We start from the raw sequence: 24,888 nt of genomic DNA, 5'->3' as shown, positions 1-24,888 counted from the left end.
GAAAATACAAGCACATGACCATGGATCCCGCCACCACGCCACACCTCCGGGAGGAACTGCTTTCCACGGTTGCAGTCCTGAAGGACAGTCTGGAACGCGCTCAATTGAATCTGGACGCGGCGCTGGATGCTGTTATCAACATGGATGAGGCGGGCCAGGTGACGGACTGGAACCGGCAGGCAGAGCGCATGTTTGGCTACTCGCGTGACCAGGCCATGCGATGCGAGGTTGCCGAACTGATTGTGCCGCCGGTGCACCGCGAGGCCCATCGTCAAGGCATGCGACGCTACATGAGGACGGCCAAGCCCACCATCATCGGCCAGAGGGTCGAGGTGCTGGGTATGCGCTCAGATGGCTCCGAATTCCCCATTGAGTTGACCATTGCGGCTTTGATTCAGAACGGCACGCATTTCTTTTGTGCCCATGTGCGTGACATCACCGATCGAAAGCGGGTTGAGGAACACCTGCGCATTGCTGCCGTGGCGTTTGAGTCGGATGAGGGGATGGTGATCACGGATTGTGATGGTGTGATCCTGCGGGTCAACCAAAGCTTTTCCGCCATCACGGGCTACAGCGCCGCCGAGGCTCTGGGGCAAAGCATGAACCTGTTGCGTTCCGGGCGCCAGGACGATTCCTTTTACAAAGCCATGTGGACCCGCATTCGGCAAGCCGGAACCTGGCAGGGTGAGATGTGGAACCGGCGCAAGAACGGCGAGATTTACCCCGAATGGCTGACTGTGACAGCGGTGCGGGCGGGCCAGGGCGAGGTCACCCACTACGTGGGCATCTTTGCAGACATCACCAAGCGCAAGGCCGCCGAGGCTGAAATCCAGCAACTGGCGTTTTACGACCCGTTGACCAACTTGCCCAACCGGCGTTTGCTCACCGACCGGCTCAAGCAGGCGCTGGCCGGATGTGCGCGAAGCCATGGCGCCGGGGCCTTGTTGTTCATAGATCTGGATCATTTCAAGAACCTGAATGACACGCTGGGGCACGACCAGGGCGATGTGCTTTTGCGGCAGGTGGCCGTGCGGCTGAAAGCCTGCGTTCGTGACGGCGATACGGTGGCCCGCTTGGGTGGTGATGAATTCGTGGTCATGCTGCTGGATTTGAGTGAAAACCTGACCGAGGCGGCGGCCAAGGCCGAATCAGTGGGCGAAAAGATACTGCTGGCATTGCGTCAGCCCTACCAGTTCAGCCAGTTGACACACCACAGCAGCGCCAGCCTGGGGGTGGCCATGTTCAATGAAGCTTCGCAGTCGGTGGACGACCTGCTCAAGCGCGCCGATCTGGCCCTTTACCAGGCCAAGGATGGCGGACGCAACACACTGCGTTTTTTTGATCCGGACATGCAGGCAGCCATGAGCGCACGGGCAGGGCTTGAAGCCGACTTGCGCCTGGGACTGCAGGAAAAGCAGTTCCTGCTCTACTACCAGCCGCAGGTGGACGTGCAGGGACGCCTGACCGGTGTGGAAGCGTTGGTGCGCTGGCAGCATCCACGACGTGGCATGGTGCACCCGGCGGATTTCATCCCCCTGGCCGAGGACACCCGGCTGATACTGCCTTTGGGTCAGTGGGTGCTGGAGGCAGCCTGTCGCCAGCTCAAGGCCTGGGCCGACCAGTCGCACACTGCGCATTTGACGCTGGCGGTCAATGTCAGCGCCATCCAGTTTCACCGGGCCGATTTCGTGCAGGATGTGCTGGCAACGCTGGAGCTTACCGGGGCACCCGCCGCAAGGCTCAAGCTCGAACTTACGGAAAGCCTGCTGGTGAAAGATGTGGAAGACATCATTGCCAAGATGATGGCGCTCAAGGCGCAGGGCGTCGGTTTTTCGCTGGACGATTTCGGTACCGGCTATTCCTCCCTCAGCTATCTCAAACGTTTGCCGCTGGACCAGCTCAAGATTGACCAGTCGTTTTTGCACGAGGCCCTGAGCAACCCGAAAGACGCGGCGATTGCCAGTGTCATCGTGACTTTGGGGCAGCGGCTGGGCATGACGGTTATGGCCGAAGGCGTGGAAAGCAGGGCTCAATACGAGTTTCTGGAGCGAGAAGGCTGTCATCACTTCCAAGGCTATTATTTTGGCCGTCCGGCCCCGGTAGAAGCGCTGGAGCGATTTTTTTCGTCTTCAATACATTCGCATGAATAGTCCCGTTTTTTCGTCCCTGCTGCCGGTGGTGTTGCTCATTGCTATTGGATTTGTAGCTGGTCGTGCAGGTTGGATAAGGGCTGAGGCCACAAAAGATCTGTCGAATCTGGTGTTCATGGTGCTCACGCCTGCACTGCTGTTTCGCACCATGAGCTCGGTGCATGTTGAGCAACTCAACTTCAAGCCGGTGGCCATGTATTTCGTGGCCGCCATGCTGATTTTCGGTGCACTGCTGGTCTGGCAGGGGGCCACGCGCCGGGCGGCGGTGCTGGCGCTGGCGGCAACTTTCAGCAATACGGTGGCCATTGGTATTCCCCTGGTTGGGCTGGCCTATGGCGAGGCTGGTCTGGTGACGCTTTTCACCCTGATATCCCTGCACGCGTTGGTGCTGCTGACCCTGGCCACGGTGACGCTGGAGCTGGCAGTGGCGCGGGAAGAGGCCGCATCCGGCGCGGGTGGTGGGCGGCACATGATGCTGACCGTGCTGGGTGCGGTGCGCAACGGCATCATTCACCCGGTGCCTCTGCCCATCATTGCCGGTCTGTTGTTTGCGCAGACTGGCCTGCAGATTCCCGCTGTGCTGGATCGGCCCATGCAACTGCTGGGCAATGCCTTTGGTCCCTTGGCGCTGGTGCTGGTGGGGGTCACGCTGACCAACGTCCGGGTTGGCCAGCATCTGAAGGCGGCCTTGGGGCTGAGTCTGATCAAGAACCTGGTGTTTCCTTCGGTGGTGGCTGCCTTGAGCTGGTCGATGGGTTTGAGCGGCCTGCCACTGACGGTGATGATCGTGGCCGCTTCGCTGCCGATTGGTGCCAATGTGTTTCTGTTTTCGCAGCGCTACGAGGTCGCCGAAGACCTGGTGACCGCCAGCGTGGCGGTGTCCACCGGTCTGGCGCTGATCACGGTGTCGGTGGTGATGGCGCTGGTCAGCCGGATCTGAAGGCGTTCAGGGCGCCAGGCGTTCCCGAATCCACTCGGGCTCGTCGCTTTCCACCGGGCTCAGGGTATAGCGCAGGCGGTCATGCAATCGGCTTTTTCGGCCCTGCCAGAATTGCCAGTTGTCGGGCTTGAGGCGGTAGCCACCCCAATGCGGCGGGCGCGGCGGTCGCAACAAGAACTGTGCCCCGTATTTGGCGGCGTTGGCCACCAGCACGTCCCGGCTGGAGATGACCTGGCTTTGCGGCGACGCCCAGGCGCCAATCCGTGAATCGAGCGGCCGGCTGTTGAAGTATTCGTCACTCTCCTGCTCGCTGACTTTTTCCACCAGTCCTTCAATGCGTACCACCCGTTCCAGCTCAACCCAGTGAAACTGCAGGGCCGCATAAGGGTTGCCAGCCAGTTCCTGGCCCTTGCGGCTGTCGTAGTTGGTAAACCATGTAATGCCGCGTTCGTCATAGCCTTTGATCAACACCACCCGGGTGCTGGGGCGCAGGTTGCTGGCCACGGTTGCCACGGTCATGGCGTTGGGTTCCGGTACCTCGGACGCAATGGCTTCCTTCAGCCATTGGTCGAATTGCAGCAAAGGGGTGGCTTGCGAGGCGTCTTCGCTGAGTTCGGCGCGTTCGTAGCTTTTTCGGAGATTGGCGATAGAGGTCATGGCTCAGTATAGGCAGGTCCTGGATCCGGAAAAAGTGTCGCTGATTTGACAGGTAGGTTCGAAAAAGTGTCTCAATTTGCAAAAAAGGCTTTTGGCCTAGGGCATACCCGAGTATCGCGCAGCCGGCTTTGATCTAGCCTAACGGGTGCGCAAAAAGAACCGGGCTTAAATGCTCAAACCAACAGGAGACACAACGATGAGCGTTAACTTTCAAATCAATGGCAAGGCGGTTTCCGCCAATGCCGAGACGGATACCCCACTGTTGTGGGTGATTCGCGATGAGCTGGGCCTGACTGGCACCAAATTTGGTTGCGGTGCAGCATTGTGCGGCGCCTGTACCGTGCACGTGGACGGCAAGCCGGTTCGCTCCTGCCAGACACCGTTGTCCACCATTTCCGGCAAAAAAGTGGCCACTGTTGAAAGTCTGTCAAAAGACAATTCGCATCCCCTGCAAGCGGCCTGGATCAAGCACGATGTGCCCCAGTGCGGCTATTGCCAGTCTGGCCAGCTCATGAGCGCTGCAGCCCTGTTGGCCACCAACAAGAACCCCAGCGATTCCGATATCGATAAGGCCATGAGTGGCAATATCTGCCGCTGCGGTACCTACCCGCGTATCAAGGCTGCCATCAAGGATGCAGCTTCCACCATGCGTAAAGCCTGAGGAGATAAAAAATGACAACTTCACGTCGCACCTTTCTCAAAACCTCCGCTGTTGCTACTTCCGGCTTGATGGTGGGTCTTGTTTTGCCCGGCGCCAAAATTGAAGCGCTGGCAGCAGGCACCGTGTACACACCCAATGCCTGGGTTCACATTGCAGACGACAACACAATCACCCTCATTTCGGCACGTTCCGAGATGGGGCAGGGGGTCTACACCTCCATGCCGATGTTGATCGCCGAGGAACTCAATGTTGATATCAACCAGATCAAGGTAGACATTGCGCCTCCTGGCGCGGTCTACGTCAATGCCTTGCTGGGCGCGCAAATCACGGGCGGCTCCACCTCAGTGCGTGATGGCTGGGAGAAGCTGCGCATCGGCGGCGCCCAGGTGCGCGAGATGCTGATCAGCGCAGCCGCTGACAAGTGGAAAGTGGATCGTTCCACCCTCAAAGCCGAAAACGGTATGGTGCTTGGTGCCGGCGGCAAGAAGGCCACCTATGGCCAGTTGGCCGAAGCCGCAGCCAAGCTGCCAGTGCCTGAAAAAGTGGCGCTGAAAGACCCCAAGGACTTCAAGATTGTCGGCAAGCGCGTCAAGCGCCTGGATACACCTTCCAAGGTCAACGGCAAGGCGGAGTTCGGTATCGACGTGGTCATGCCAGGCATGGTCTACGCGAGCATCGAGCAGTGCCCGGTGATTGGTGGCAAGGTCAAGAGCTTTGACGCCTCCAAGGTCAAGGGCATGCCCGGCGTGATCGACGTGGTACAGGTCAATGACGGTGTGGCCGTGGTGGCCAGCAGCTACTGGCAAGCCCAGAAGGCTCGCAAAGCCCTGACGGTTCAGTGGGACGAAGGTGCTGGCGCTGCACTGGATCACAACGTGGTTCTGGCTACCACGCGCGCTGCTGCAGCGAGTGGCAAGGTCTTGCCCATCGGCAAGCCCGTGGGCAATCTGGCCGATGCCATGAAAGGTGCTGCAAAAACCGTCACGGCGGAATACATCTCTCCGATGCAGGCGCATGCACCGCTGGAGCCGATGAATTTCACCGCCAGCGTCAAGGATGGCAAGTGTCTGCTGGTCGGGCCTACCCAGTTCCAGCAGGGTGCGCACGGTGCCGTGGCTGCCACTTTGGGACTCAAGCCGGAAGACGTGACGCTGAAAACCACCTTCCTCGGCGGCGGTTTTGGTCGTCGTCTGGAGCTGGATTTCATTGTGCAGGCAGCGCAGATTTCCAAAGCAGTTGGCAAGCCGGTGAAACTGCTGTGGTCGCGTGAAGACGACATGACCCATGACTTCTACCGTCCCCTGGGTCTGAATCAGTTGCAGGCAGGCCTGGATGCGCAGGGCAATCCGGTCGCCTTGCATTTCAAGGTCACTTCGCAGTCCGTTACCCAGCGTGCCTTTGGCCTGCCAAAAGACACTTTTGACCCCTTCATGGCGGAAGCCGCCGTGGCAGGTTATGAGATTCCCAATACACAGCACGACCTCGTGATTCACGATACCGGCATGCGTGTGGGTTACTGGCGTTCTGTCAGTCACAACATGAATGCCTTCGCCAACGAAAGCTTCATGGATGAGTTGGCATTGGCTGCAGGCAAGGACCCCTACCAGTACCGCATGGGCCTGTTGAAGAACAAGCCGCGTTTTGCCAATGTGCTCAAGCTGGCTGCGGAAAAATCGGGTTGGGGCAAGGCCTTGCCAGCCGGTCGTGCGCGCGGTATTGCCTTGATGGAGGGATATGACACCTACATGGCGCAAGTTGCCGAAGTCTCCCTGAAAGATGGCGAGGTTGTCGTGCACCGTGTGACCGTTGCCGCCGATCTGGGTCGCATGGTCAATCCGGATACGGTTGAGGCGCAAATCCAGGGTAGCATCGTGTTTGGCATGTCGTCGGCACTGATGCAGGAGATCACCCTGGAAAAAGGTGTTGTACAGCAGACCAACTACAACAACTATCCCATTGTGCGCATGAACGAGTCGCCCGTGATCGATATCGTGCTGGTTTCCAGCACTGAGAAGCCTGGCGGTATTGGCGAACCTGCAACGGCTTTGGTGGTGCCGGCCATCGCTAACGCGGTGGCGACGCTCACCGGCAAACGCGTGCGCAAACTGCCCTTGACGGCGCAAGCCATCAAGCAGGCTTAAGAAGCGGTCAGAGCGCCCTTTCCCGATGTGGGAAAGGGCGCCGCATGAATACAGGTGAGTGAATGGAAAGTCTTGATCTCAGAGTATTAAGTGATGTTCTGGCCTGGCGCAATGCCGGCCACGCTGTCACGCTGGTTACGGTAGTGGAAACCTGGGGCAGTGCGCCGCGCCCTCCAGGGGCTTTGTTGGCCGTGCGCGATGATGGCGTGGTGAGTGGTTCTGTGTCCGGTGGCTGTGTGGAAGACGATCTGATCGCCCGCACCAAAGCTGCTTTCAAAACGACGGGCGCCGCCCCGGAGGGCGCCAAGCCCAGCATGATTGCCTACGGCGTCAGCAAGGAAGAGGCCACACGTTTTGGCCTGCCCTGCGGTGGCACCTTGCGCCTGGTGCAGGAACCCCTGACGGATACGAGTTGGGTGGCTCAGCTGCTCGCCCGAACAGCCGCTCATCAATTGGTGTCTCGCACCTTGACCCTGTCTACGGGTGTGGTGCAGCTGTCAGATGCGGTTCGCGGTCAAACCATGCAGTTTGACGGCTCCACGCTCACGACCGTGTTTGGCCCGAAATGGCGCCTTTTGCTGATTGGTGCCGGCCAGCTGTCACAGGCCGTGGCGCAAATGGCGTCCATGCTCGATTTTGAAGTGCTGGTGTGTGATCCGCGTGAAGAATATGCGGCCACGCTGGCAAATGGTCTTGGCGGTGTGCGACGCGTTGAGGGCATGCCCGATGACGTGGTGCGTGAACTGGTGCCCGACGCTCACACGGCCATCGTTGCCCTGACGCACGATCCCAAGTTGGATGACATGGCCTTGCTTGAAGCCCTCCACTCCAATGCATTTTATGTGGGTGCCCTGGGCTCGCGGCGTAACCAGGACACTCGCAAGAAGCGTCTGGCCGAGCACTTTGACCTTACTGCCGAAGAGCTGTCGCGTTTGCACGGCCCCGTGGGTCTGGCGCTGGGTGCCAAGACACCGGCGGAGATTGCGGTGTCCATCGTCGCCGAGATGGTTCAGGTCAAGAACGCAGTGATGGGAACCGTGGCCACCACCGAAGGTTGTGCGCTGACTTGAGTTTGCCTACGGTCATTGTTCTGGCCTCCGGGCGCGGTGAACGGTTCATCGCTTCAGGCGGCACGACCCACAAACTGCAGGCATTGCTGGCTGGTAAAACGGTCTTGCAACATACGCTGGACGCCGTGCAAGCCAGCGGCTTGCCCTGGCATCTGGAAGACGCTGGTCACCCCGGCATGGGCGACTCCATCGCTGCGGCAGTGCGAGCGACTTCAGGTGCTACTGGCTGGCTGATTCTTCCTGCTGATTTGCCCTTGATTCAAAGCGAAACGCTGCTCGCCATCGCAGCAGCCCTGACGTTGCATGAGGTCGTTGTGCCCGTGTGCGGGGGGCATCGCGGGCACCCCGTTGGTTTTCAGGCCTGTTGTGCCGTCGAACTCATGCATTTGCAGGGGAGTTCAGGTGCCGCGTCCGTCGTCAAAGCGCACGGAGCGACTGAATGGCCGGTGGACGACATCGGCTGCATTACCGATATCGACACGGTTGACGATCTGCAGCGTGCAGAGCAGTTGCTGCGCGGCGCTTGAGCCGCGCGCCAGGCCTTAACCCCTGGTGATGACGCCACACGCAAGGCGCGGGCCTGAATTTCCGGTGGGCTGCGTTTTGTAGTCGTCCGGGTCACGGTGCACGATCAGGCCGCGACCCACCACATCCGCCTTGCCGCTGCCTACCGACAAGGTGTCCAATTCAAAGCTGAAGCGGGCAACGCCTGCCGCATCGGCTTTCAGGCTGGGCAGGTCGCCGACGTGGTGCTCGGCTTGATGATGGGCTCCGTGTGCTTTGCCGTCGGGATTGAAATGACCACCGGTGCTCATGCCGTCACCGCTGGAGCAATCGCCTTTGTCATGGACGTGAAAACCGTGCTCTGCATTGGGCTTGAGCCCCCGGACTTCGCCAGTGACGAGTACTTTGTCACCCTTCTGGGAAAATTGCACCTGACCGCTTGTCGCATTGCCTTTGGTCGCCGCCAACTGGGCCGACGCTACCGGGCCGGAAGGGCCTGCTGCGCATGCAGCCAGCAGTGCGGCAGCGGTAATAGGCGTGATGAGTCGAATCATTTTTGCACCTCGTTTTTGTTGGGGAATGGTGGCATTGAATGTAGGGCAAGTGAATACATCTGACAAGCTGGATGTTGATTTCTTCCCACCGCCGGCCTGGGTTTTCGTAACCATCTGGTAACGCGCGACCCGTCTGTTGCCCCAGGTTCAGGAGTACCATTGTGCTTGTAATTTTGTTACCGAATTTTCATGAAACTCCATTCAGTTGTTGAGGCAGTCACATCGCGTATTCGCGAGCGCAGTCGAATCACGCGCGGTACTTACCTGGATCAGCTCGCGCTTGCAGCCCGGCGCCAGCCCGGTGCCCAGCGGCTGGGTTGTGCCAATGTGGCGCATGCCTTTGCCGCGCTGCCAGGCAACGACAAGTTGCGCGTTGTGGCGCAGCGTGCACCCAACATCGGCATAGTGACCGCTTACAACGACATGCTGTCGGCCCATGCGCCGTTGCAGCACTACCCTGACATCATCAAGACCGAGGCACGCCGTCTGGGTGCTACTGCGCAGGTTGCTGGTGGTGTTCCGGCCATGTGCGACGGGGTGACACAAGGCACTGCCGGCATGGAGCTCAGCCTGTTTTCACGCGACGTGATTGCGATGGCCACGGCCGTTTCATTGAGCCACGATGTGTTCGATGCGGCGTTGATGCTGGGCGTGTGCGACAAGATCGTGCCCGGGCTCCTGATTGGTGCCCTGCATTTCGGGCATTTGCCGACGGTGTTCGTGCCCGCGGGTCCCATGACCTCGGGCCTGTCGAACAACGAAAAAGCCAAAGTGCGTGAGAAGGCTGCGCAAGGGCTGGTGGGGCGGGCCGAATTGCTGGAGGCAGAATCCAGGGCCTATCACGGGGAGGGTACCTGCACGTTTTACGGCACCGCCAACAGCAACCAAATGCTGCTGGAGGCCATGGGCCTGCATGTGCCGGGTACGGCCTTCATCAATCCTGGCGCCAGCATGCGTGAGGCCTTGACGTGCGAGGCGGTGCGCACGGTTTTGGAAATCACCCACGCCAGGCGCTTTGCACCTATCGGGCAGGTGGTTGATGAACGCTGCATCGTCAATGCGATGGTGGCTTTGCTGGCCACAGGTGGATCGACCAACCACCTGATTCATTGGGTGGCGGTAGCGCGTGCGGCCGGTATTGTGATCGATTGGGATGACTTCTCGGCGCTGTCCGAAGTGGTGCCCTTGCTGACCCGCGTGTACCCCAATGGCAGCGCTGATGTGAACCAGTTCCAGGCCGCTGGAGGTCCTGGCTTTGTGATCCGTGAATTGCTGGATGCCGGTTTCATGCATGTCGATGTGCTGACCGTTCGCGCCGGCGGTCTGCGTGAATACACCGGTATTCCCGTCTCTCAACCCGACGCAAGCCATGGCCCACTGCAATGGGTGGATGCCGGTGCCAGCAAGGACGATACCGTGGTGCGTCCCGTCAGTGCGCCATTCAGTCCGCATGGGGGTCTCAAACTGCTGCAAGGCAATCTGGGACGCAGTGTGATCAAGGTGTCGGCGGTGCCAGATGACAGGCATGTGATTGAAGCGCCTTGCCGGGTGTTTGATTCGCAGGATGCCTTGCAGCAGGCATTTGCCGCCGACGAGCTCAACCGTGACATCATTTGCGTAGTGCGTTGGCAAGGCCCGCAAGCCAATGGCATGCCCGAGCTGCACAAGCTGACGCCGCCGCTGGCCGTGCTGCAGGGCAAGGGCTTTCGGGTGGCCTTGGTGACCGACGGACGCATGAGTGGTGCTTCTGGCAAAGTGCCCGCCGCCATCCACGTCTCGCCCGAAGCTGCGGCAGGCGGACCTTTGGCCAGGTTGCGTGATGGTGATGTCATCCGCCTGGACGCGAATGCAGGAGCCCTGCAAGTGCTGGTGAGCGATGCAGCATGGGCTGCCCGCCCGGTTGCAACGATGCCGGAAGAGCTGCGCGCAGCCAACGGTATCGGCATGGGCCGCGAGTTGTTTGCCAACTTCCGCCGCAATGCATGGGCTGCCGAAGAGGGCGCCTGCACCTGGTTGTGATGGCGGGTCCTGAAGACGCCGCTGCCGCTTTTTGAATTTGGAGATCCCATGTCTACTCGCACCCCACTGACCGCCCTGCAGGTGATGCAGGACGCGCCGGTCATTCCCGTGATTGTTTTGAATGATGTGGCGCATGCCGTACCCATGGCGCGGGCTCTGCTGGCCGGCGGCATCCGCATGCTGGAGGTGACCTTGCGAACGCCGCAGGCCCTGGCCTGCATTGAGGCCATTGCCAAGGACGTGCCCGAGGCCATGGTGGGTGCCGGCACCGTGCGCACCCAGGCGGATGCACAGGCGGCAGCCATGGCGGGCGCCCGCTTTGCGGTCAGTCCTGGCTACACCTTTGCCGTGGGGCAGGCATGCCGTGATGCTGGTATGCCCTTGCTGCCTGGTGTGGCCACCGGCAGCGAGATCATGATGGCGCTGGAGGATGGCTTCACCGAGTTGAAATTTTTTCCTGCCATGCAGGCAGGAGGTCCCGCCATGCTCAAAGCCTGGAGTGGGCCATTCTTTGACGTGAAGTTTTGTCCTACGGGTGGAGTGACCCTGAGCAATGCACCGGAATTCTTGGCTTTGCCCAACGTGGTCTGCGTGGGCGGTTCCTGGCTGGTGCCTGGCGACGCCCTGGTGCTGGGTGACTGGGCGCGCGTGACACAACTTGCCCGCGACACCCAAATGTTAAAGAAATAGCCTTGTAGCCTTCTATCTACATGCGCTGCCAGCTATGAAAATAATAGTGGCTGTCAGCGCAAGCCCGTGCCAGCGCCCGATTCCGCGCGTTGTATCAATTCGATCTTGTAGCCATCCGGGTCGGTGACAAAGGCAATCACGGTGGTGCCACCTTTCACGGGACCCGCCTCGCGTGTGACGTTGCCGCCGGACGCCTTGATTTTTTCGCACGCGGCGTAGACATCGGGCACACCCAGCGCCACATGGCCGTAGGCCGTGCCGATGTCGTAGGACTCCACACCCCAGTTGTAGGTGAGCTCAATCTCGGCGTGTTCCGGGTTGTTGCCGTAGCCGATGAAAGCCAGCGAATACTTGTAATCCGGATTTTCGGAGGTGCGCAGCAGCTTCATGCCCAGCACCTTGGTGTAGAAGTCAATCGAGCGTTGAAGGTTGCCAACGCGCAGCATGGTGTGAAGGAATCTCATGTCGTTGATTGTGGCGGAATTTCAAACACCAGGCAGGTGGTGGTGGCATGCGCATACAGCGTGCCGTCTGGACCCACCAGACGTGCATCTGCGGTGGCGAGCTGCCGTCCACAATGAATGACCTTGCCTTCGGCCCGCACACGGGTCACCTTGGGTGTCAGGGCTCGCACAATGTTCACACTCAATTCCGCCGTGGTGTAGCCCTGGCCGGGCTTCATGCGGGTGTGGACGGCGCAGCCCAGTGCGGAATCGAGCATGGTGGCAAACCAGCCACCATGTACGCTGCCCATCGGATTCAAGTGGGCAACGCCAGGCGTGCCCTGGAATACGGCGTGGCCCAGCCCGGCTTCCACTATCAGGAAATCCATGGTCTGCGCAATGTGAGGGTAGGGTATCTCGCCCCGCAACATGGCCTGCATCAGTTCCAGCCCGGTTTTGCCGGCGATCTGGTCAGGGCGGGCCACGCCAGGTCCGGGACCGGCATCCATTGCTGCGCGGATGGATTGTTCCTGGGCAAGCCAGGCTTCAAGGTGGTTGGTTGAGGTCATGATAGGTTCCTGTCATCAATTAATTTGCATATGCAACAATTGTAGCTACAATATGAAGCATGAATGCCAACACGCTTATCCCGCAGACAGTTCCGGAACCCAAATTACAGGGCTGTACCAACTTGAAGCTGCGCCAGCTGACGCGTCGTATCACCCAGCATTACGACGCCGAACTTGCCCATTCCGGATTGAAAATCACACAGTACTCGCTGCTGTCGTACGTCGTCAAGATGGGGCCAATCCGGCCCGGGGATCTGGCGCAGGCCATCAAAATGGATGCCTCCACGCTCACACGCAACCTCAAGCCGCTGGTCGCTGCAGGATGGGTCCAGCTGGCAGAGGGTGCGGATGGGCGCAGTCGCCTGATCACGGCCACAGATGCCGGCCGCGAAAAACGCCAGGAAGCCCAGCGCCATTGGAAAATCGCGCAAACTACCCTCAATCACCTGTTGGGTATGCCGCACATGCTGGCCCTGCACGCCCTGATCGACCAGTCGCTGGCGCTTCTGTCGGAGTCCACAACGGAGTCAAAAGATGAGTAAGGCTGATTCATCCTCGCATCGTCAAGTAGCGGTGTGGCTGGTGCTGCTGGCTGCTGCGGGCACTTTTGCGCTGACCATGGGCACGCGCCAGACCATGGGTCTGTTCTTAAGCTCTCTGAACACATCCACCGGGCTGGGTGTTGGCAATATCAGTCTGGCCTTTGCTTTTGGCCAGCTCTGGTGGGGTTTGACGCAACCATTTGCAGGTGCCATGGCAGACAAGGTGGGTGCCGGGCGCGTGCTTTTTGTGGGCATTTTCCTTGTGGCACTGGGCACCTTCATCACACCCTGGATGACCAGTACCGCAGGCTTGATCTTCGCCATTGGCGTGCTGGCGGCTGGCGGTGCCGGCATGGCCGGACCGGCGGTCCTGATGGCCACCACCACGCGCATGATTCCTGCTGACAAGCGCGGCCTGGCCACCGGTATTGTCAACGCGGGTGGATCGTTTGGCCAGTTTCTGATGGCGCCGATTGCGGGTGCGCTGATGGTGGGTCTGGGCTGGGCCAGTGCCATGCAGGTGATGGGTGTGATCGTGCTGCTGGCCCTGCCTGCGGCATTTTTGCTCAGGGGCAGCCCTGCTCAGCCGGCGCCGGTGGGCCACCAACCGCAGCGGACGATGGACGCCATCCGGCATGCACTGCGCAACCCGAGCTACCTGATGCTGGCCGCTGGCTTTTTCGTCTGCGGCTTTCACGTTGCTTTTCTGGCCACTCATTTGCCAGGTGTGATCGCTGCCTGTGGCTTGCCGGTGCAGTTTGGCGCCTGGTCGCTGGCCATGCTGGGGCTGTTCAATATCGTGGGCAGCATTGCCATGGGCTGGGCTGTGGGGCGCTGGCGCATGAAGTCGCTGCTGTCACTGGTTTACGCTGTACGGGCGTTCGCCGTGCTGGTGTTTTTGCTGGCACCCAAGACCGGCGTGGTCATGCTGGTGTTTGCTGCTGTCATGGGTCTGACCTTCTTGTCCACCGTGCCGCCAACGGCCGGGCTTGTGGCGAAATTTTTTGGAGTAAGCAATATGGCTACCTTGTTCGGCATCGTGATGCTGACCCACCAGTTGGGTGGCTTCCTGGGTGCCTGGCTGGGTGGCAAGGTGTTTGAGGCGACGGGCAACTACGACTGGGTCTGGTACATCGATATCCTGCTGGCCATAGGTGCAGCCTTGATTCATTTGCCTATCCGGGAGGCCAGGTTACCGGCGAGGGCCTGAATTCGGGAGCTTCAGCAAACTATTTCACGGTTTGCGTTTCTGTTTCATGGGGTCGCTTGGCCAGTTCGCTGCGAGCTGTCTTACATTCACCGCATTGAATTGGATACGTGATGAAAACATACAGTGAAACTCAATTTGGCCTGCTTGGCGATGAAGAAATGGACACTCTGACCCAGCCCATGCCCTTGCATGAAATGCCGGTGGAGCGCCGCCTGCCCGAGGCCTTGAAGGTCATCGAGCGGGACTACAAACGGATCCATGATGTGATCCAGTCTTCATGGGGACATCGTGAGTTTGGTGACTTCATCCGCCAACTCATCATGAACGGTGGGGATGGCATGGGTCAAAGTCGTGTTGGCTTCAAACGCGAGGTCGTCACCGCCATGTTTGTGCTGAGCGATTTGCACGACGCGCAATTCGCTTGATTGGCGGGGCGGCGCTTGGTCCTTGCGTGCCACGCGCAACGCTATGGAATCGCTGCCGGTTTACGCAACCGACTGCATCTCCCCGGACAGCAGAATGCGCTTTCCTCCCTCAAGGTCAGCCACGGATTTCAGTAATGCGTGGGCGACCTGTTTTGCCGTGATGGCCTGGTAGTTCGCTGGAATCAGGGGTTTGAACAGCGTCATCATTGCGAACAACCCCATTTTTTCACCGGGCCGAGGCGCTTGATGGAGTGCAGCCCGGTCACCGGCCAACATCGATGGCCGGGCAATGACCAGGGCCTCGTAGCCCAATTGGGTCACAGCATCTTCCATCTCGCCTTTGACGCGGTTGTAAAAAAGGGCAGAGTTTGCGCTGGCGCCCATGGCGCTGATGACGCCCAGCCGGGTCGCACCGGCGGCTTTGGCCGCACGCGCGACAGCCAGTACCGCATCAAAATCGACAGCACGAAAAGCCTGTTGGCTGCCCGCCACCTTGATGGTGGTACCCAGCGCGATATAGACGTCGTCAATGTGATCGATGCCCGGCAATGTCGTCAGGGTGGAAAGATCCACCACATGACTGACCAGTTTGGGATGCTTGACCGGCAACGACCGGCGGCCCACGCAGTGAACCGCCGTGTAACGTTTATCGGTTAAAAGAGCCGCGAGAACCTCCCGGCCCACGAGACCCGTTGCCCCCGCCACCAAAGCCACCCGTTCCGCCGCCTGAGCGGCCGCCCGAACCACCATAAGAACCTCCGTTGCGGTTTCCGCCGCCAAAACCACCACCGCCGCGGCGAGCGCCACGCTCAGCCATCATGTCCACACTGGTGCGCATGGGATCGGGTTGACCCTGGGCTGGCCTTGCGGGTGGATTGCCACCACCATAGCCGCCGTAGCCGCCGCCATTGCCACCCCCGTTGCCGCCGCGTCCTTGTGCAGGCCGTTGGCCTTGACCCTGACCTGGGCCGCGCGCGGCCTGATCACCCGCTGGGTTATGGCTGCGTTGACCGCTGCCGCCACCGCGATGTCCGCCACCATTGCCACCGCCATTACCGCCACGTCCGCCGCCTGCCGGTGCACCACGTTCGCCTTTGCTTTCGCGTACCCGTGTCAGCATTTCGGTGCGGGCTGCCTTGGCAGCTGCCTGCATGACGTCACGGCTTGGTGGTTTGCCTGCGCCGCCCCAGATCGTCTGGCGACCCATGGCGATGGGCTCCGCTTTTTCGCCGGGTTCGGGCATAAAGCCTTCCACGATCTGGACCGGGATATTTTGTTTGGTGAAGCGTTCGATGTCCTGCATGAAGCCTTCTTCATCCAGGCACACCAGGTTCACGGCTGTGCCGTCTGCGCCGGCGCGACCGGTACGGCCAATGCGGTGTACGTAGTCTTCGCACACATTGGGTATTTCATAGTTCACCACATGCGGCAGGTCATCGATGTCAATGCCGCGCGCGGCGATATCGGTCGCCACCAATGCCCTAATGTCGCCGCTCTTGAAGCCGCTTAGTGCCTGGGTACGGGCAGCCTGGCTCTTGTTGCCGTGCAGTGCCATGGCATTGATACCGTTCTTGGTCAAAAACTCAGCCACGTTGTTGGCGCCAAACTTGGTGCGGGTGAATACCAGCACCTGGCTCCAGTTGTGTTCCTGGATGATGTGCGCCAGCAAAGCCTTTTTCTTGCCACGACCTACCGGGTGAATCAGCTGCGTGATGCGCTGCACCGTGGTGTTTCGTGGGGTGACTTGAATGCTTTGCGGATTTTTCAGCAAGGTGGCAGCCAGGTCGCGGATCTCGTCACTGAAGGTGGCCGAAAACAGCAGGCTCTGCTTGTCTTTGGGCACCACGGCCAGCACTTTTTTCACGTCATGGATGAAGCCCATGTCCAGCATGCGGTCAGCCTCGTCGAGCACCAGGATTTGCACCTGGCCCAGATCCAGTACGCCTTGCTGCAGCAGGTCCAGCAGACGCCCCGGCGTGGCCACCAGAATGTCCACGCCTTTTTTGACGCGGCTGATTTGGGGGTTCATGCCAACGCCGCCAAAAATCACTGTGGAGGACAGTTCGAGGTATTTGCCGTAGGTTTGCACAGACTCCTCGACCTGCGCCGCCAATTCACGGGTTGGCGTCAGCACCAGGGCACGAATGCCAATGCCGCCGAATTTGTTGCGGGGGGCTTCTCCTGCGCTAAGTTTGTGCAGCATGGGCAGCACGAAGGCGGCTGTCTTGCCGGTGCCGGTTTGTGCACCGCCGAGCAGATCATGCCCTGCGAGGACGGCCGGAATGGCTTGGGCCTGAATGGCTGTGGGGGTCTCGTAACCCTGCTCGAGCACGGCCTTGACAATGGCCGGGGCCAGATTTAGTTCTTCAAAGTTCATAGTGTGGCGCCTATCCTGGGCGCTATGGCATCAGCCTGCTCTGTGCGTGATGCACGGATTCAGTCAAAGGCAGATGGGTTAAAAGTGGAACGTCTGCGCTGGGCATTGTTCCCAGCAAGTTGCTGGCATCACGGGCAACTGAAGCGCCGTAATATGGTCCGATTGTCGCATGGTCTGGCGATTGTGTCTTGAGGGACGTCAAAAAGCGTGTCAGCGATGCCACAAAGCGCCGGTTCGCAACAATCTGTTAACGGGGCTGTTCAGAGCCGCCCGCAACTGGGAGAATGGCGCCGGGCGAGTCGTATTTGTAACGGGGAAAAGCGCTTGATGAAGAAATTTATGCTTCGACGCATCGGTGTTGCGGATGACCGGTCTGGCGTTCGTCCATCACTGCACGATTGCATCGAAATTGTGCTGCTGCAGGCGGATACCCTGATGACCGATGTGCTGGAGGGACTGCTAGCCTCGACTGTCAAAACCAAGGGCAAAGGCACATTCGGTCATCACTCAGCGGCCAGCAAAACTGCCATTGAATTTTTCTGCAGCCAGTCTGCTGCGGTAAAGCGCACTTTTTTGAGCGAATTGCGTACTGCAGTCTATAGCAGTGGATCTCATGATTTCGCAGAGCAGCCTCAAGTTCGTTTTGAGGATTTGCAGCTCCTGGATACCAGGCAGATTGATGCGAACATCGAATTTGCCTTGGCGCAGCAAGAGGTCTTCCGTGGGGTGGATGACGTACTGCCGTCCTTGAATGCCCTGATCAGTGGTTTGCTTGGCTGGATCACGGTGCAGTCTCAACTGAACCCCCTGAAGCCCGATGTCTTTGTTCGGGCCTTGCAGGCATGTCTGGTGCAGCATTTGCCCGATGAGCGGGCGAGGGCCGCTCTGATCACACCTGCCGCCGGTTTGCTTGGGGTGAGTCTGCGTCAGCTGTACCGCGAAATTTGCGACTGGTTGCGCTCGCAAGGTGTCGAGCCTGCAACACCGGTGGGCAGTCCACTCGTGAGTGCGAAGGCAGGACATGGCAAAGAAGCGCAAAGCTCGGTGTCTCGCACGCTGGTGACACTGGACAAGCTTCGACGTTTGTTGACGGGGGAGCTGGGCAGCGTGATGGGCGGCTTGCCGAATTTTTCGCATACGGTGCCGGCCTCCTTCGTGGCATTGGAAGACATGCAACTGGTCGAACCCATGATGCGGCGACTGGCTCAGCGCGCCAGCGTGGCGGCCGAGTCGGACATGCCGATCGATTCAGGTGGTCGGCAGGTTGAGCGCGAACAAACCCAAGGCAAACAGCTGGGTAAGCAATTGGGCGAAGAGGTTGTCCGCATGATGCTGGACAACCTGATGCAGGACGAGCGTTTGCTGCTCAAGGTCCGCGAACTGATTCAAACCCTGGAGCCGGTGCTTCTTGCGTTGTCCCGTGCCGATCCGCGGTTTTTCAGCGAACGACAACATCCGGCCCGTCGATTTCTGGATCGGATCACGCATCGCAGCCTGGCCTATGCCAGCGAGAGTGACGAAGGTTTTTTTCCTTACCTCAGATCGATTTCAGATGCGGTCGGTATTTTGACGAAGGGGGCTGCTGATGCGCCCGCATTTGCAGCGGTTTTGGGCGAACTCGAAGAGGGTTGGACCTCCGGTGAGTCGGCGCAACGCCAGCAGCAAGAGGAAGCCGCTCGCGCCCTGTTGCATGCCGAACAAAGAAACCTGTTGGCGCAGCGCCTGGCCGATGATTTTCACGAACGCCAGAAAAACAAGGATATTCCAGATCTGGTGGCAAGCTTCCTGCGTGGTCCCTGGGCGCAGGTGGTGGCGGAATCGCAACTGGCCTGTGTCGATGGCAGTGCTGACCCGGATGGCTATCTGGCGTTAGTCGATGAGTTGCTCTGGAGTGTTCAACTTCGCCTGGCCCGGCGTAATCGCGCCCGGCTTGTGCAACTGGTGCCGAATCTGTTGATCAAGCTGCGTCAGGGTTTGCAGAGCATTCAATATCCAGAGGAACGCATACCGGTGTTTTTTGATGCCTTGATCTCCTTGCATGAAAAAGTGTTTGAAGGGCCGCGCCAGCAAGCTCCTGCGCAGCCCGCTGCACAGTTGCCACAGGAGGTTGCTGAAACAGAAGAAGAGCTTGGCGCACTTGATTTGACGGATGCCACAGGATTCTGGATGGGCGATGATGAGGCGCAGGAATCCGGTTATCTGCCGGAAGATGCGCAACCCCTGGCAGGTGAGGATGCTGACGCGGATCAGCGTCCGTGGTCTGTGGGGGACCTCCATACCGGCGTATGGGTTGAGTTGATCGTGGAGGGTGTCTGGCTGCGTGCGCAACTGACCTGGGTTAGTCCGCACCGAACCCTGTTCATGTTTATTTCTCGCGGTGGCCTGGCTCACTCGATGTCCCGGCGGACGATGGAGCGCTTGAGGATGCAGGGTGCCATTCGCTTCCTGTCGGATGGGCATCTTGTGGACAATGCGCTTGATGCGGTGGCACAAACTGCCCTGCAAAATGACGTGGAGAAACTGGAAGAGAAGCCCTGATTCTTGGGCTCCGGTGGGTGAAAGATCGGCCGTGCGTCGATAATGTGGTATTTACACCTCGAAATACCTCGCAACACCAATGGCTCAATACGTATTTTCCATGAACCGACTCGGCAAGATCGTGCCGCCGAAGCGTTTCATTCTCAAAGACATTTCACTCAGTTTCTTCCCCGGCGCCAAGATTGGCGTGCTCGGTACCAATGGTTCCGGCAAGTCGACCCTGCTCAAAATCATGGCCGGTGTCGACAAGGAGTTCGAAGGCGAGGCCGTGCCCATGGCTGGTCTGAACATCGGCTACCTGCCCCAGGAGCCCCAGCTTGATCCGGATCAAACCGTGCGCGAAAGCGTGGAAGCGGGCATGGGCGACGTGTTCAAGGCCAAAGCCCGCCTGGAAGAGATTTACGCCGCCTATGCCGAAGAAGATGCCGACTTCGACGCGCTCGCCGAAGAGCAGGCCAAGATGGAAGCCATCATTGGCAGCGCTGGTACCGATTCAGAGCATCAGCTTGAGATCGCCGCTGACGCCTTGCGCCTGCCTCCCTGGGATGCCAAGGTCGGTCTGTTATCTGGTGGTGAAAAGCGCCGGGTGGCCCTGTGTCGCTTGTTGCTCTCCAAGCCCGACATGTTGCTGCTCGATGAGCCCACCAATCACCTGGATGCCGAGTCGGTGGACTGGCTGGAGCAGTTTCTGCAGCGCTACCCAGGCACCGTGGTGGCCATTACCCACGATCGCTACTTCCTGGACAACGCTGCCGAGTGGATTCTTGAACTGGACCGCGGCTCCGGCATTCCCTACAAAGGCAATTACAGCGACTGGCTGCAACAGAAGCAGGAGCGTCTGGTCCAGGAACAAAAGGGCGAGGAATCACGCGCCAAGGCTTTGAAGAAAGAACTTGAGTGGTCGCGTCAGAACCCCAAGGCACGTCAAGCCAAGAGCAAGGCGCGTCTGGCCCGTTTTGAAGAGTTGTCAGACTTCGAGTATCAAAAGCGCAACGAAACCAACGAGATTTTCATTCCTGTGGCCGAGCGCCTGGGCAATGAAGTGATTGAGTTCGTCAACGTCACCAAGTCATTTGGCGACCGCGTCTTGATTGACAACCTGAGTTTCAAAGTTCCGGCTGGTGCCATTGTCGGCATCATCGGCCCCAACGGCGCGGGCAAATCAACCTTGTTCCGCATGATTTCGGGCCAACAGAAGCCTGACAGCGGTGAGGTCAAGATTGGCTCCACCGTCAAGATGGCGTTTGTTGACCAGAACCGGGATGATTTGTCGAACGACAAAACGGTTTGGGAAGACGTGTCCGGTGGACTCGATATTCTGAATGTGGGCAAGTTTCAGATGGCCAGTCGTGCCTATTGCGGACGGTTTAACTTCAACGGTGCGGACCAGCAAAAGCGTGTCGGTACGCTGTCGGGCGGTGAGCGCGGGCGTCTGCATCTGGCCAAGACCTTGATCGCTGGCGGCAACGTGCTGATGCTGGACGAACCATCCAACGATTTGGACGTGGAAACTCTGCGCGCCCTGGAGGACGCCTTGCTGGAATTCGCCGGTTCGCTCATGGTGATCAGCCATGATCGCTGGTTCCTCGACCGCATTGCAACCCACATTCTGGCCTGCGAAGGCGACAGTCAATGGACCTTCTTTGACGGCAATTACCAGGAATACGAGGCTGACAAGAAGAAGCGCCTGGGTGAGGAAGGTGCCAAACCCAAGCGCATGCGTTTCAAGGCCTTGAAGTAAACCGGTCGCGCAACAGCCATGAACACGCAATCGGCTGGCAGGGAGCATCAGTACACGGCTCTCTACCAGGCCACGTTGGAGCAGGCGGCCCAAGCCGGCGAGTCCATGATGGGCAAAGTGCTGGCGGCAGCGCGCTTGTCTCTCAGGGAGCGTGCCAAGCAGGTGCGTGGCTTGGTTGAGCGGGGCCAGGCGGAGCTCTCTCTCAAGCTGCTGGATAGCCATGCGGTCCAGCTTAACGGGCTCTACCCCGCAGCGCTGACAGCGGCTTTCAAGCAGACCTTGCCAGAAGGCGTCGCGGTGACAGTGGCGCTGGCCAGTCTGCATTTCGATCAACTCGAGTTGATGGATTCAGACCAGGTTCATGAAAGTGTGGTGTTGGCGCGCGCCCAGCAATCGGCCATGCTGGCAGCTGAGGCTTCGCTGGCTGAACTTAATACCTATATTTGTGCCACGCTTGGCTTGAAAGCCGTGCAACCCGAGCGCAACCCCTTGCGACCGGAAGTTTTCATTCGTGCGCTGCGTAGCGTGTTGGCGCAAGCGCCGGTACCCTCGCCGATTCAAATGGACTGGCTGCACTACATGAGTGCCGCGCTGGGCAAAGAGCTGAGTGAGCTGTATCAGACACTGTCGCAGCGCTTGCAGAGCAAGGGCGTCGCGGCTACCGGTTATGCGGTGGTCCGCACCCATGGTGGAGGCGGTGGCCTCAGTGCTGCTGCCGGTCCGCGATCCGGCTCCGCAACCTCCCTGCCTGGCGACTCTCTATCGGTCCAGAATGAAACTATTCTGACACTGGACAAGCTGCGCCGATTGTTGACCGGTGAGTTGGACCAGGGGCCGGTGAATGCCGGCGTCAAATCATTTTCTGCCCAGTTTTCACGTGAATTTGAATCAGGCGACAAAACGCTACCGTCTGCTACCGATTTTGATGCCACGGTGCCGGCTGCTCTGGAAGCGCTTCAGGAGATGGATCAGGTCGATCGCGTGATGGAGCGCATCGGCCAGCGGCGCAACCTGGCCGGTGGGGGCGGTGTCGCAAGTGACGGATCTCCGCAGTCTGTGCGCGCTGAGTTGCGCCGTGGTGCCAGCGGTGTGGGGCAGGCGCTCAGCCTGGAAGTGGTCGCGCTGATGGTGGAGAACATTGCCCGCGACTCGCGGCTGCTCGAACCGATAAGGGATGTGGTGAAGAATCTTGAACCAGCGTTGTTGCGGCTGGCTCTGGTGGACCCTCGATTCTTCAGCGACAAGCAGCACCCGGCCAGATGTTTGCTGCAGGAAATCACGCATCGCAGCCTGGCCTATGAATCGGTTGCCACGCGCGGGTTTGCAGACTTTTTGAATCTTTTGCATCTGGTGGCCGCCCCTTTGCCGGACATGTCGATAGAGGATGCGCAGCCGTTTGAGAAGGTCCTCAATGAATTAATTCACGGGTGGGATGCACGCGCCCCTTCCGCGCAGTTGGAAAAAGCGGTGAAAGCCTTGCAACACGTCGAGGCGCGCAATGTCCTGGCCGAGAAGATCGCCAGGGAAATTCAGGCGCAACCCGAGGCCCTGAAAGTGCCTGAAGGCGTACGTGATTTTCTGTGCGGACCGTGGGCACAGGTGATGGCCCATGCACGTATCGGGGACAAGGCGCAGTCGGAGGATCCTGGTCAATATCGGGAACTGTCTCTGGCGCTGATGTGGAGTGCTCAACCTGAGCTGACCCGCCGGGATATCGGGAAGTTGACCCGCTTGGTCCCCAAGTTGTTGGGCAAATTGCGTGAGGGGCTTGAACTCATCGACTATCCACCAGTCAAGACCAGTGCATTCTTCGATTTGTTGATGAAGCAGCACCAGTTGGCATTCCGGGCGCCCGTCAAAGTGGAGTCGCCAGCGCAGCCTGATGGTTTGAGCCTGAGTTTGCTGGAGGATGCTGAGCCCTGGGTGGCGCCAGCGGAGGCCAAAGCTTCTGGATTCATGGATGTGGCCCAGGCCATGTCGCAGGTGTTGCCGCTGCCCGTTGCCAATGCGGCATTGCATGAGGCTCATACACCGGGCGAACCTGAGCAGCTAGCTGTTTCGATGGATTCCACCTCCGTTGAGTTTTCCTTGCCACTGGGGTCATGGGTGGAAATGCTGGTCAAGGGTGCGTGGGTTCGAACACAGCTCTCATGGGCCAGTCCGCATGGAACCCTGTTTTTGTTTACCAGTGCCTACGGCAGTACGCAGTCCATGACGCGGCGCTCCCGCGACAAGCTGCTTGCTGCGGGCAGCATGCGCATCGTTTCCGGTCAACCCGTGGTGGACGGTGCCCTCGATGCGGTGGTGCAAACCGCCATTCTCAACAGCATGGACGTCAAGACCTGAGAATCCTGTTGCGCACCAGTTCGATGTGGTTGCGTAGTGCGTAGAGTTCATCCGCATAAGACAGAGGCACCGTAATTTTTCCTACGCGGGTCTCAAGCCTGTTGAGTTCTGCAATCAATTCTTCCGATGAATTTGTTTGGTTTTCGGCACGCTCTTCAATTTCACGCAAACGCGCATACCAGCGGAATACCCTTGAGCGGATCTTGAACTCGTAAAGCGGCGGCACGATGCGGCTGAGCGGCAACAACACCGCAATGATGATGCCCAGCGCCAGCCACATGCGTTCCATCAGGTTGGCGTACGAAAAAGGCAAGTAGCGTTGCAGCAGCGGTATGCCGTTGCGAATGGTGCGTTCTGCTTCCGCCGAAAGAGGAAATTCCGTGTTGGCCGCATTGGGATATTCATGCGCGTGGTTGAACCAGCCCGCCGTGCTGTGCAATGTCAGGGATGACTGGGAGAACAACTGCATGATGGCTGGATGCACGCCGCGGCGGGCGATCAGGGTGGTGGTGGGGGCTACCAGCCGCACATTCTGTTCGGGGATGTCTTTGGCCAGGTTCACAACGCCGCGGGGCAGGGTCACTGGCGTCAGAAAGGGTAGCCGGCGCGAGTAGGCTTCACTCTGCGCAAAGGCCATCAACTTCACCCCCGGGGTTTGCAGCAGCATCTGGACCATGAGTGATTCCGGTGCCGAGGCGAACACCAGCACATCCAGTTCACCATTCAGGAATGCCACAGTCGCCGGGGTCTGCTCCAGTTGGGACAAAGTGACGCTGCGTTCGTCCAGCTGATTGGCATCGAACAGTTTGCGAATCAGGCTGGGTACGCCGCTGCCAACGGTGCCGACATTCATGCGCAGGCCCTTCAACTCGGACAGGGTGTGCAGTGTTGAATCTTTCGTCACCGTGCGTGCAGCGTCCACGCGGTAAAACAGCCACACTGGTTCGACGAACAAACTGCCCAGGGCGAGCAAGCCAGTCTGGCTGACATCCAGTGCACCGCTGCCGCCTTGCACAAAGCCCAGATCGACCTTGCCCTGCGTGAGCCATTCAAGATTTTGGGCCGCCCCCTCGCTTGGCACAAGTTGCACTTCAATGCCGTAGGCTGCCATGGCCTTGGCGTAGCGTTTGCCGAATTCGGCATAGGCGCTCTGCGCAGGCCCGGTGGCCAGCGTGACGCGCTTCGGTGGCGTCGGGTCCAGCCACCAGTAGGCCAGAGCCAGCAGGACTATGGCAAGCAGGATGAATGGCCCCGCCGATGTCAGTAGGTCCCGAATCGACAGCAAGGCATGGCGGATCGTCTTGGGCATGG

At 59.4% G+C, this 24,888-nt stretch carries 21 protein-coding genes; 14 read left to right on the top strand and 7 right to left on the bottom strand.

The window, feature by feature from the left end; genetic code table 11:
* Positions 1-20: 20 nt before the first annotated feature.
* Both IV109_RS13915 and IV109_RS13910 read left to right on the top strand, forming a co-directional pair.
* Complete coding sequence (locus IV109_RS13915; protein ID WP_296697449.1) at positions 21-2,150, top strand: bifunctional diguanylate cyclase/phosphodiesterase; 2,130 nt, start codon at positions 21-23, stop codon at positions 2,148-2,150.
* Entirely contained in the window at positions 2,143-3,090 is a 948-nt protein-coding gene (locus IV109_RS13910) for an AEC family transporter (RefSeq protein WP_296697447.1), read from the top strand. The genes IV109_RS13915 and IV109_RS13910 overlap by 8 nt, the downstream gene beginning before the upstream one ends.
* 6 nt (positions 3,091-3,096) lie before the next feature.
* Here IV109_RS13910 and pdxH read toward each other — a convergent pair whose 3' ends face one another.
* Positions 3,097-3,747 (bottom strand): pyridoxamine 5'-phosphate oxidase, encoded by a 651-nt coding sequence (pdxH, locus tag IV109_RS13905; RefSeq protein WP_296697445.1) that lies wholly within the window; start codon positions 3,745-3,747, stop codon positions 3,097-3,099.
* Positions 3,748-3,943: 196 nt separating this feature from the next.
* On the opposite strand from pdxH, the gene IV109_RS13900 reads away from it, so the two are divergent.
* The 4 genes from IV109_RS13900 to IV109_RS13885 all read left to right on the top strand — a co-directional run bounded on the left by IV109_RS13900 (position 3,944) and on the right by IV109_RS13885 (position 8,146).
* A complete protein-coding gene (locus IV109_RS13900) occupies positions 3,944-4,408 on the top strand; it encodes a (2Fe-2S)-binding protein (protein ID WP_296697443.1) in 465 nt (154 codons plus the stop codon).
* An 11-nt stretch (positions 4,409-4,419) separates the two neighbouring features.
* A complete protein-coding gene (locus IV109_RS13895; RefSeq protein WP_296697441.1) occupies positions 4,420-6,549 on the top strand; it encodes a xanthine dehydrogenase family protein molybdopterin-binding subunit in 2,130 nt (709 codons plus the stop codon).
* 62 nt (positions 6,550-6,611) lie between these two features.
* Entirely contained in the window at positions 6,612-7,619 is a 1,008-nt protein-coding gene (locus IV109_RS13890; RefSeq protein ID WP_296697439.1) for an XdhC family protein, read from the top strand.
* Complete coding sequence (locus IV109_RS13885; RefSeq protein ID WP_296697437.1) at positions 7,616-8,146, top strand: NTP transferase domain-containing protein; 531 nt, start codon at positions 7,616-7,618, stop codon at positions 8,144-8,146. Before IV109_RS13890 ends, IV109_RS13885 begins: the two co-directional genes overlap by 4 nt.
* Positions 8,147-8,161: 15 nt before the next feature.
* On the opposite strand, the gene IV109_RS13880 is transcribed toward IV109_RS13885, so the two are convergent.
* On the bottom strand, positions 8,162-8,677 hold the full coding sequence (locus IV109_RS13880) for a superoxide dismutase family protein (RefSeq protein WP_296697435.1): 516 nt from the start codon (positions 8,675-8,677) through the stop codon (positions 8,162-8,164).
* 189 nt (positions 8,678-8,866) lie between these two features.
* Here IV109_RS13880 and edd point away from each other — a divergent pair, with 189 nt between their 5' ends.
* Positions 8,867-10,696, top strand: coding sequence for a phosphogluconate dehydratase (edd, locus tag IV109_RS13875; protein WP_296697432.1), 1,830 nt, complete (start codon positions 8,867-8,869; stop codon positions 10,694-10,696).
* 48 nt (positions 10,697-10,744) lie between these two features.
* Positions 10,745-11,386: a bifunctional 4-hydroxy-2-oxoglutarate aldolase/2-dehydro-3-deoxy-phosphogluconate aldolase gene (gene eda / locus IV109_RS13870; protein WP_296697430.1), complete on the top strand. Its 642-nt coding sequence runs from the start codon at positions 10,745-10,747 to the stop codon at positions 11,384-11,386.
* A 53-nt stretch (positions 11,387-11,439) separates the two neighbouring features.
* On the opposite strand, the gene gloA is transcribed toward eda, so the two are convergent.
* On the bottom strand, positions 11,440-11,850 hold the full coding sequence (gene gloA / locus IV109_RS13865; protein ID WP_296697428.1) for a lactoylglutathione lyase: 411 nt from the start codon (positions 11,848-11,850) through the stop codon (positions 11,440-11,442).
* Entirely contained in the window at positions 11,847-12,398 is a 552-nt protein-coding gene (locus IV109_RS13860; RefSeq protein ID WP_296697426.1) for a PaaI family thioesterase, read from the bottom strand. The genes gloA and IV109_RS13860 overlap by 4 nt, the downstream gene beginning before the upstream one ends.
* Positions 12,399-12,457: 59 nt before the next feature.
* Here IV109_RS13860 and IV109_RS13855 point away from each other — a divergent pair, with 59 nt between their 5' ends.
* From IV109_RS13855 to IV109_RS13845, 3 genes are all read left to right on the top strand, one after another.
* Positions 12,458-12,940, top strand: a complete 483-nt coding sequence (locus IV109_RS13855; protein WP_296697424.1) for a MarR family winged helix-turn-helix transcriptional regulator — start codon at positions 12,458-12,460, stop codon at positions 12,938-12,940.
* Positions 12,933-14,150 carry an MFS transporter gene (locus IV109_RS13850; protein WP_296697422.1) on the top strand — a complete coding sequence of 406 codons (1,218 nt, stop codon included), beginning with the start codon at positions 12,933-12,935 and terminating at the stop codon, positions 14,148-14,150. The genes IV109_RS13855 and IV109_RS13850 overlap by 8 nt, the downstream gene beginning before the upstream one ends.
* 110 nt (positions 14,151-14,260) lie before the next feature.
* Complete coding sequence (locus IV109_RS13845; protein ID WP_296697420.1) at positions 14,261-14,575, top strand: hypothetical protein; 315 nt, start codon at positions 14,261-14,263, stop codon at positions 14,573-14,575.
* Positions 14,576-14,635: 60 nt separating this feature from the next.
* Here the strand turns inward: IV109_RS13845 and IV109_RS13840 are convergent, their stop codons facing one another.
* Both IV109_RS13840 and IV109_RS13835 read right to left on the bottom strand, forming a co-directional pair.
* Positions 14,636-15,325: an NAD(P)H-binding protein gene (locus IV109_RS13840; RefSeq protein WP_296697419.1), complete on the bottom strand. Its 690-nt coding sequence runs from the start codon at positions 15,323-15,325 to the stop codon at positions 14,636-14,638.
* The gene (locus IV109_RS13835; protein WP_296697417.1) at positions 15,222-16,952 is read right to left on the bottom strand and encodes a DEAD/DEAH box helicase; all 1,731 of its coding nucleotides are present in this window, start codon (positions 16,950-16,952) and stop codon (positions 15,222-15,224) included. Before IV109_RS13835 ends, IV109_RS13840 begins: the two co-directional genes overlap by 104 nt.
* 339 nt (positions 16,953-17,291) lie before the next feature.
* On the opposite strand from IV109_RS13835, the gene IV109_RS13830 reads away from it, so the two are divergent.
* The 3 genes from IV109_RS13830 (at position 17,292) to IV109_RS13820 (ending at position 23,577) form a co-directional block, all read left to right on the top strand.
* Positions 17,292-19,490 (top strand): DUF1631 family protein, encoded by a 2,199-nt coding sequence (locus tag IV109_RS13830; protein ID WP_296697415.1) that lies wholly within the window; start codon positions 17,292-17,294, stop codon positions 19,488-19,490.
* A gap of 79 nt (positions 19,491-19,569) precedes the next feature.
* Complete coding sequence (gene ettA, locus IV109_RS13825; RefSeq protein ID WP_296697413.1) at positions 19,570-21,231, top strand: energy-dependent translational throttle protein EttA; 1,662 nt, start codon at positions 19,570-19,572, stop codon at positions 21,229-21,231.
* A gap of 18 nt (positions 21,232-21,249) precedes the next feature.
* On the top strand, positions 21,250-23,577 hold the full coding sequence (locus IV109_RS13820) for a DUF1631 family protein (RefSeq protein ID WP_296697411.1): 2,328 nt from the start codon (positions 21,250-21,252) through the stop codon (positions 23,575-23,577).
* Here the strand turns inward: IV109_RS13820 and IV109_RS13815 are convergent.
* Positions 23,567-24,886 carry a TAXI family TRAP transporter solute-binding subunit gene (locus IV109_RS13815; RefSeq protein ID WP_296697409.1) on the bottom strand — a complete coding sequence of 440 codons (1,320 nt, stop codon included), beginning with the start codon at positions 24,884-24,886 and terminating at the stop codon, positions 23,567-23,569. The genes IV109_RS13820 and IV109_RS13815 overlap by 11 nt on opposite strands.
* Positions 24,887-24,888 lie beyond the last annotated feature (2 nt).

Source organism: Rhodoferax sp., from assembly GCF_018780565.1.
Taxonomy (GTDB): Bacteria; Pseudomonadota; Gammaproteobacteria; order Burkholderiales; family Burkholderiaceae_C; genus Rhodoferax.
This window is presented reverse-complemented; position numbering and strand designations above follow the sequence as displayed.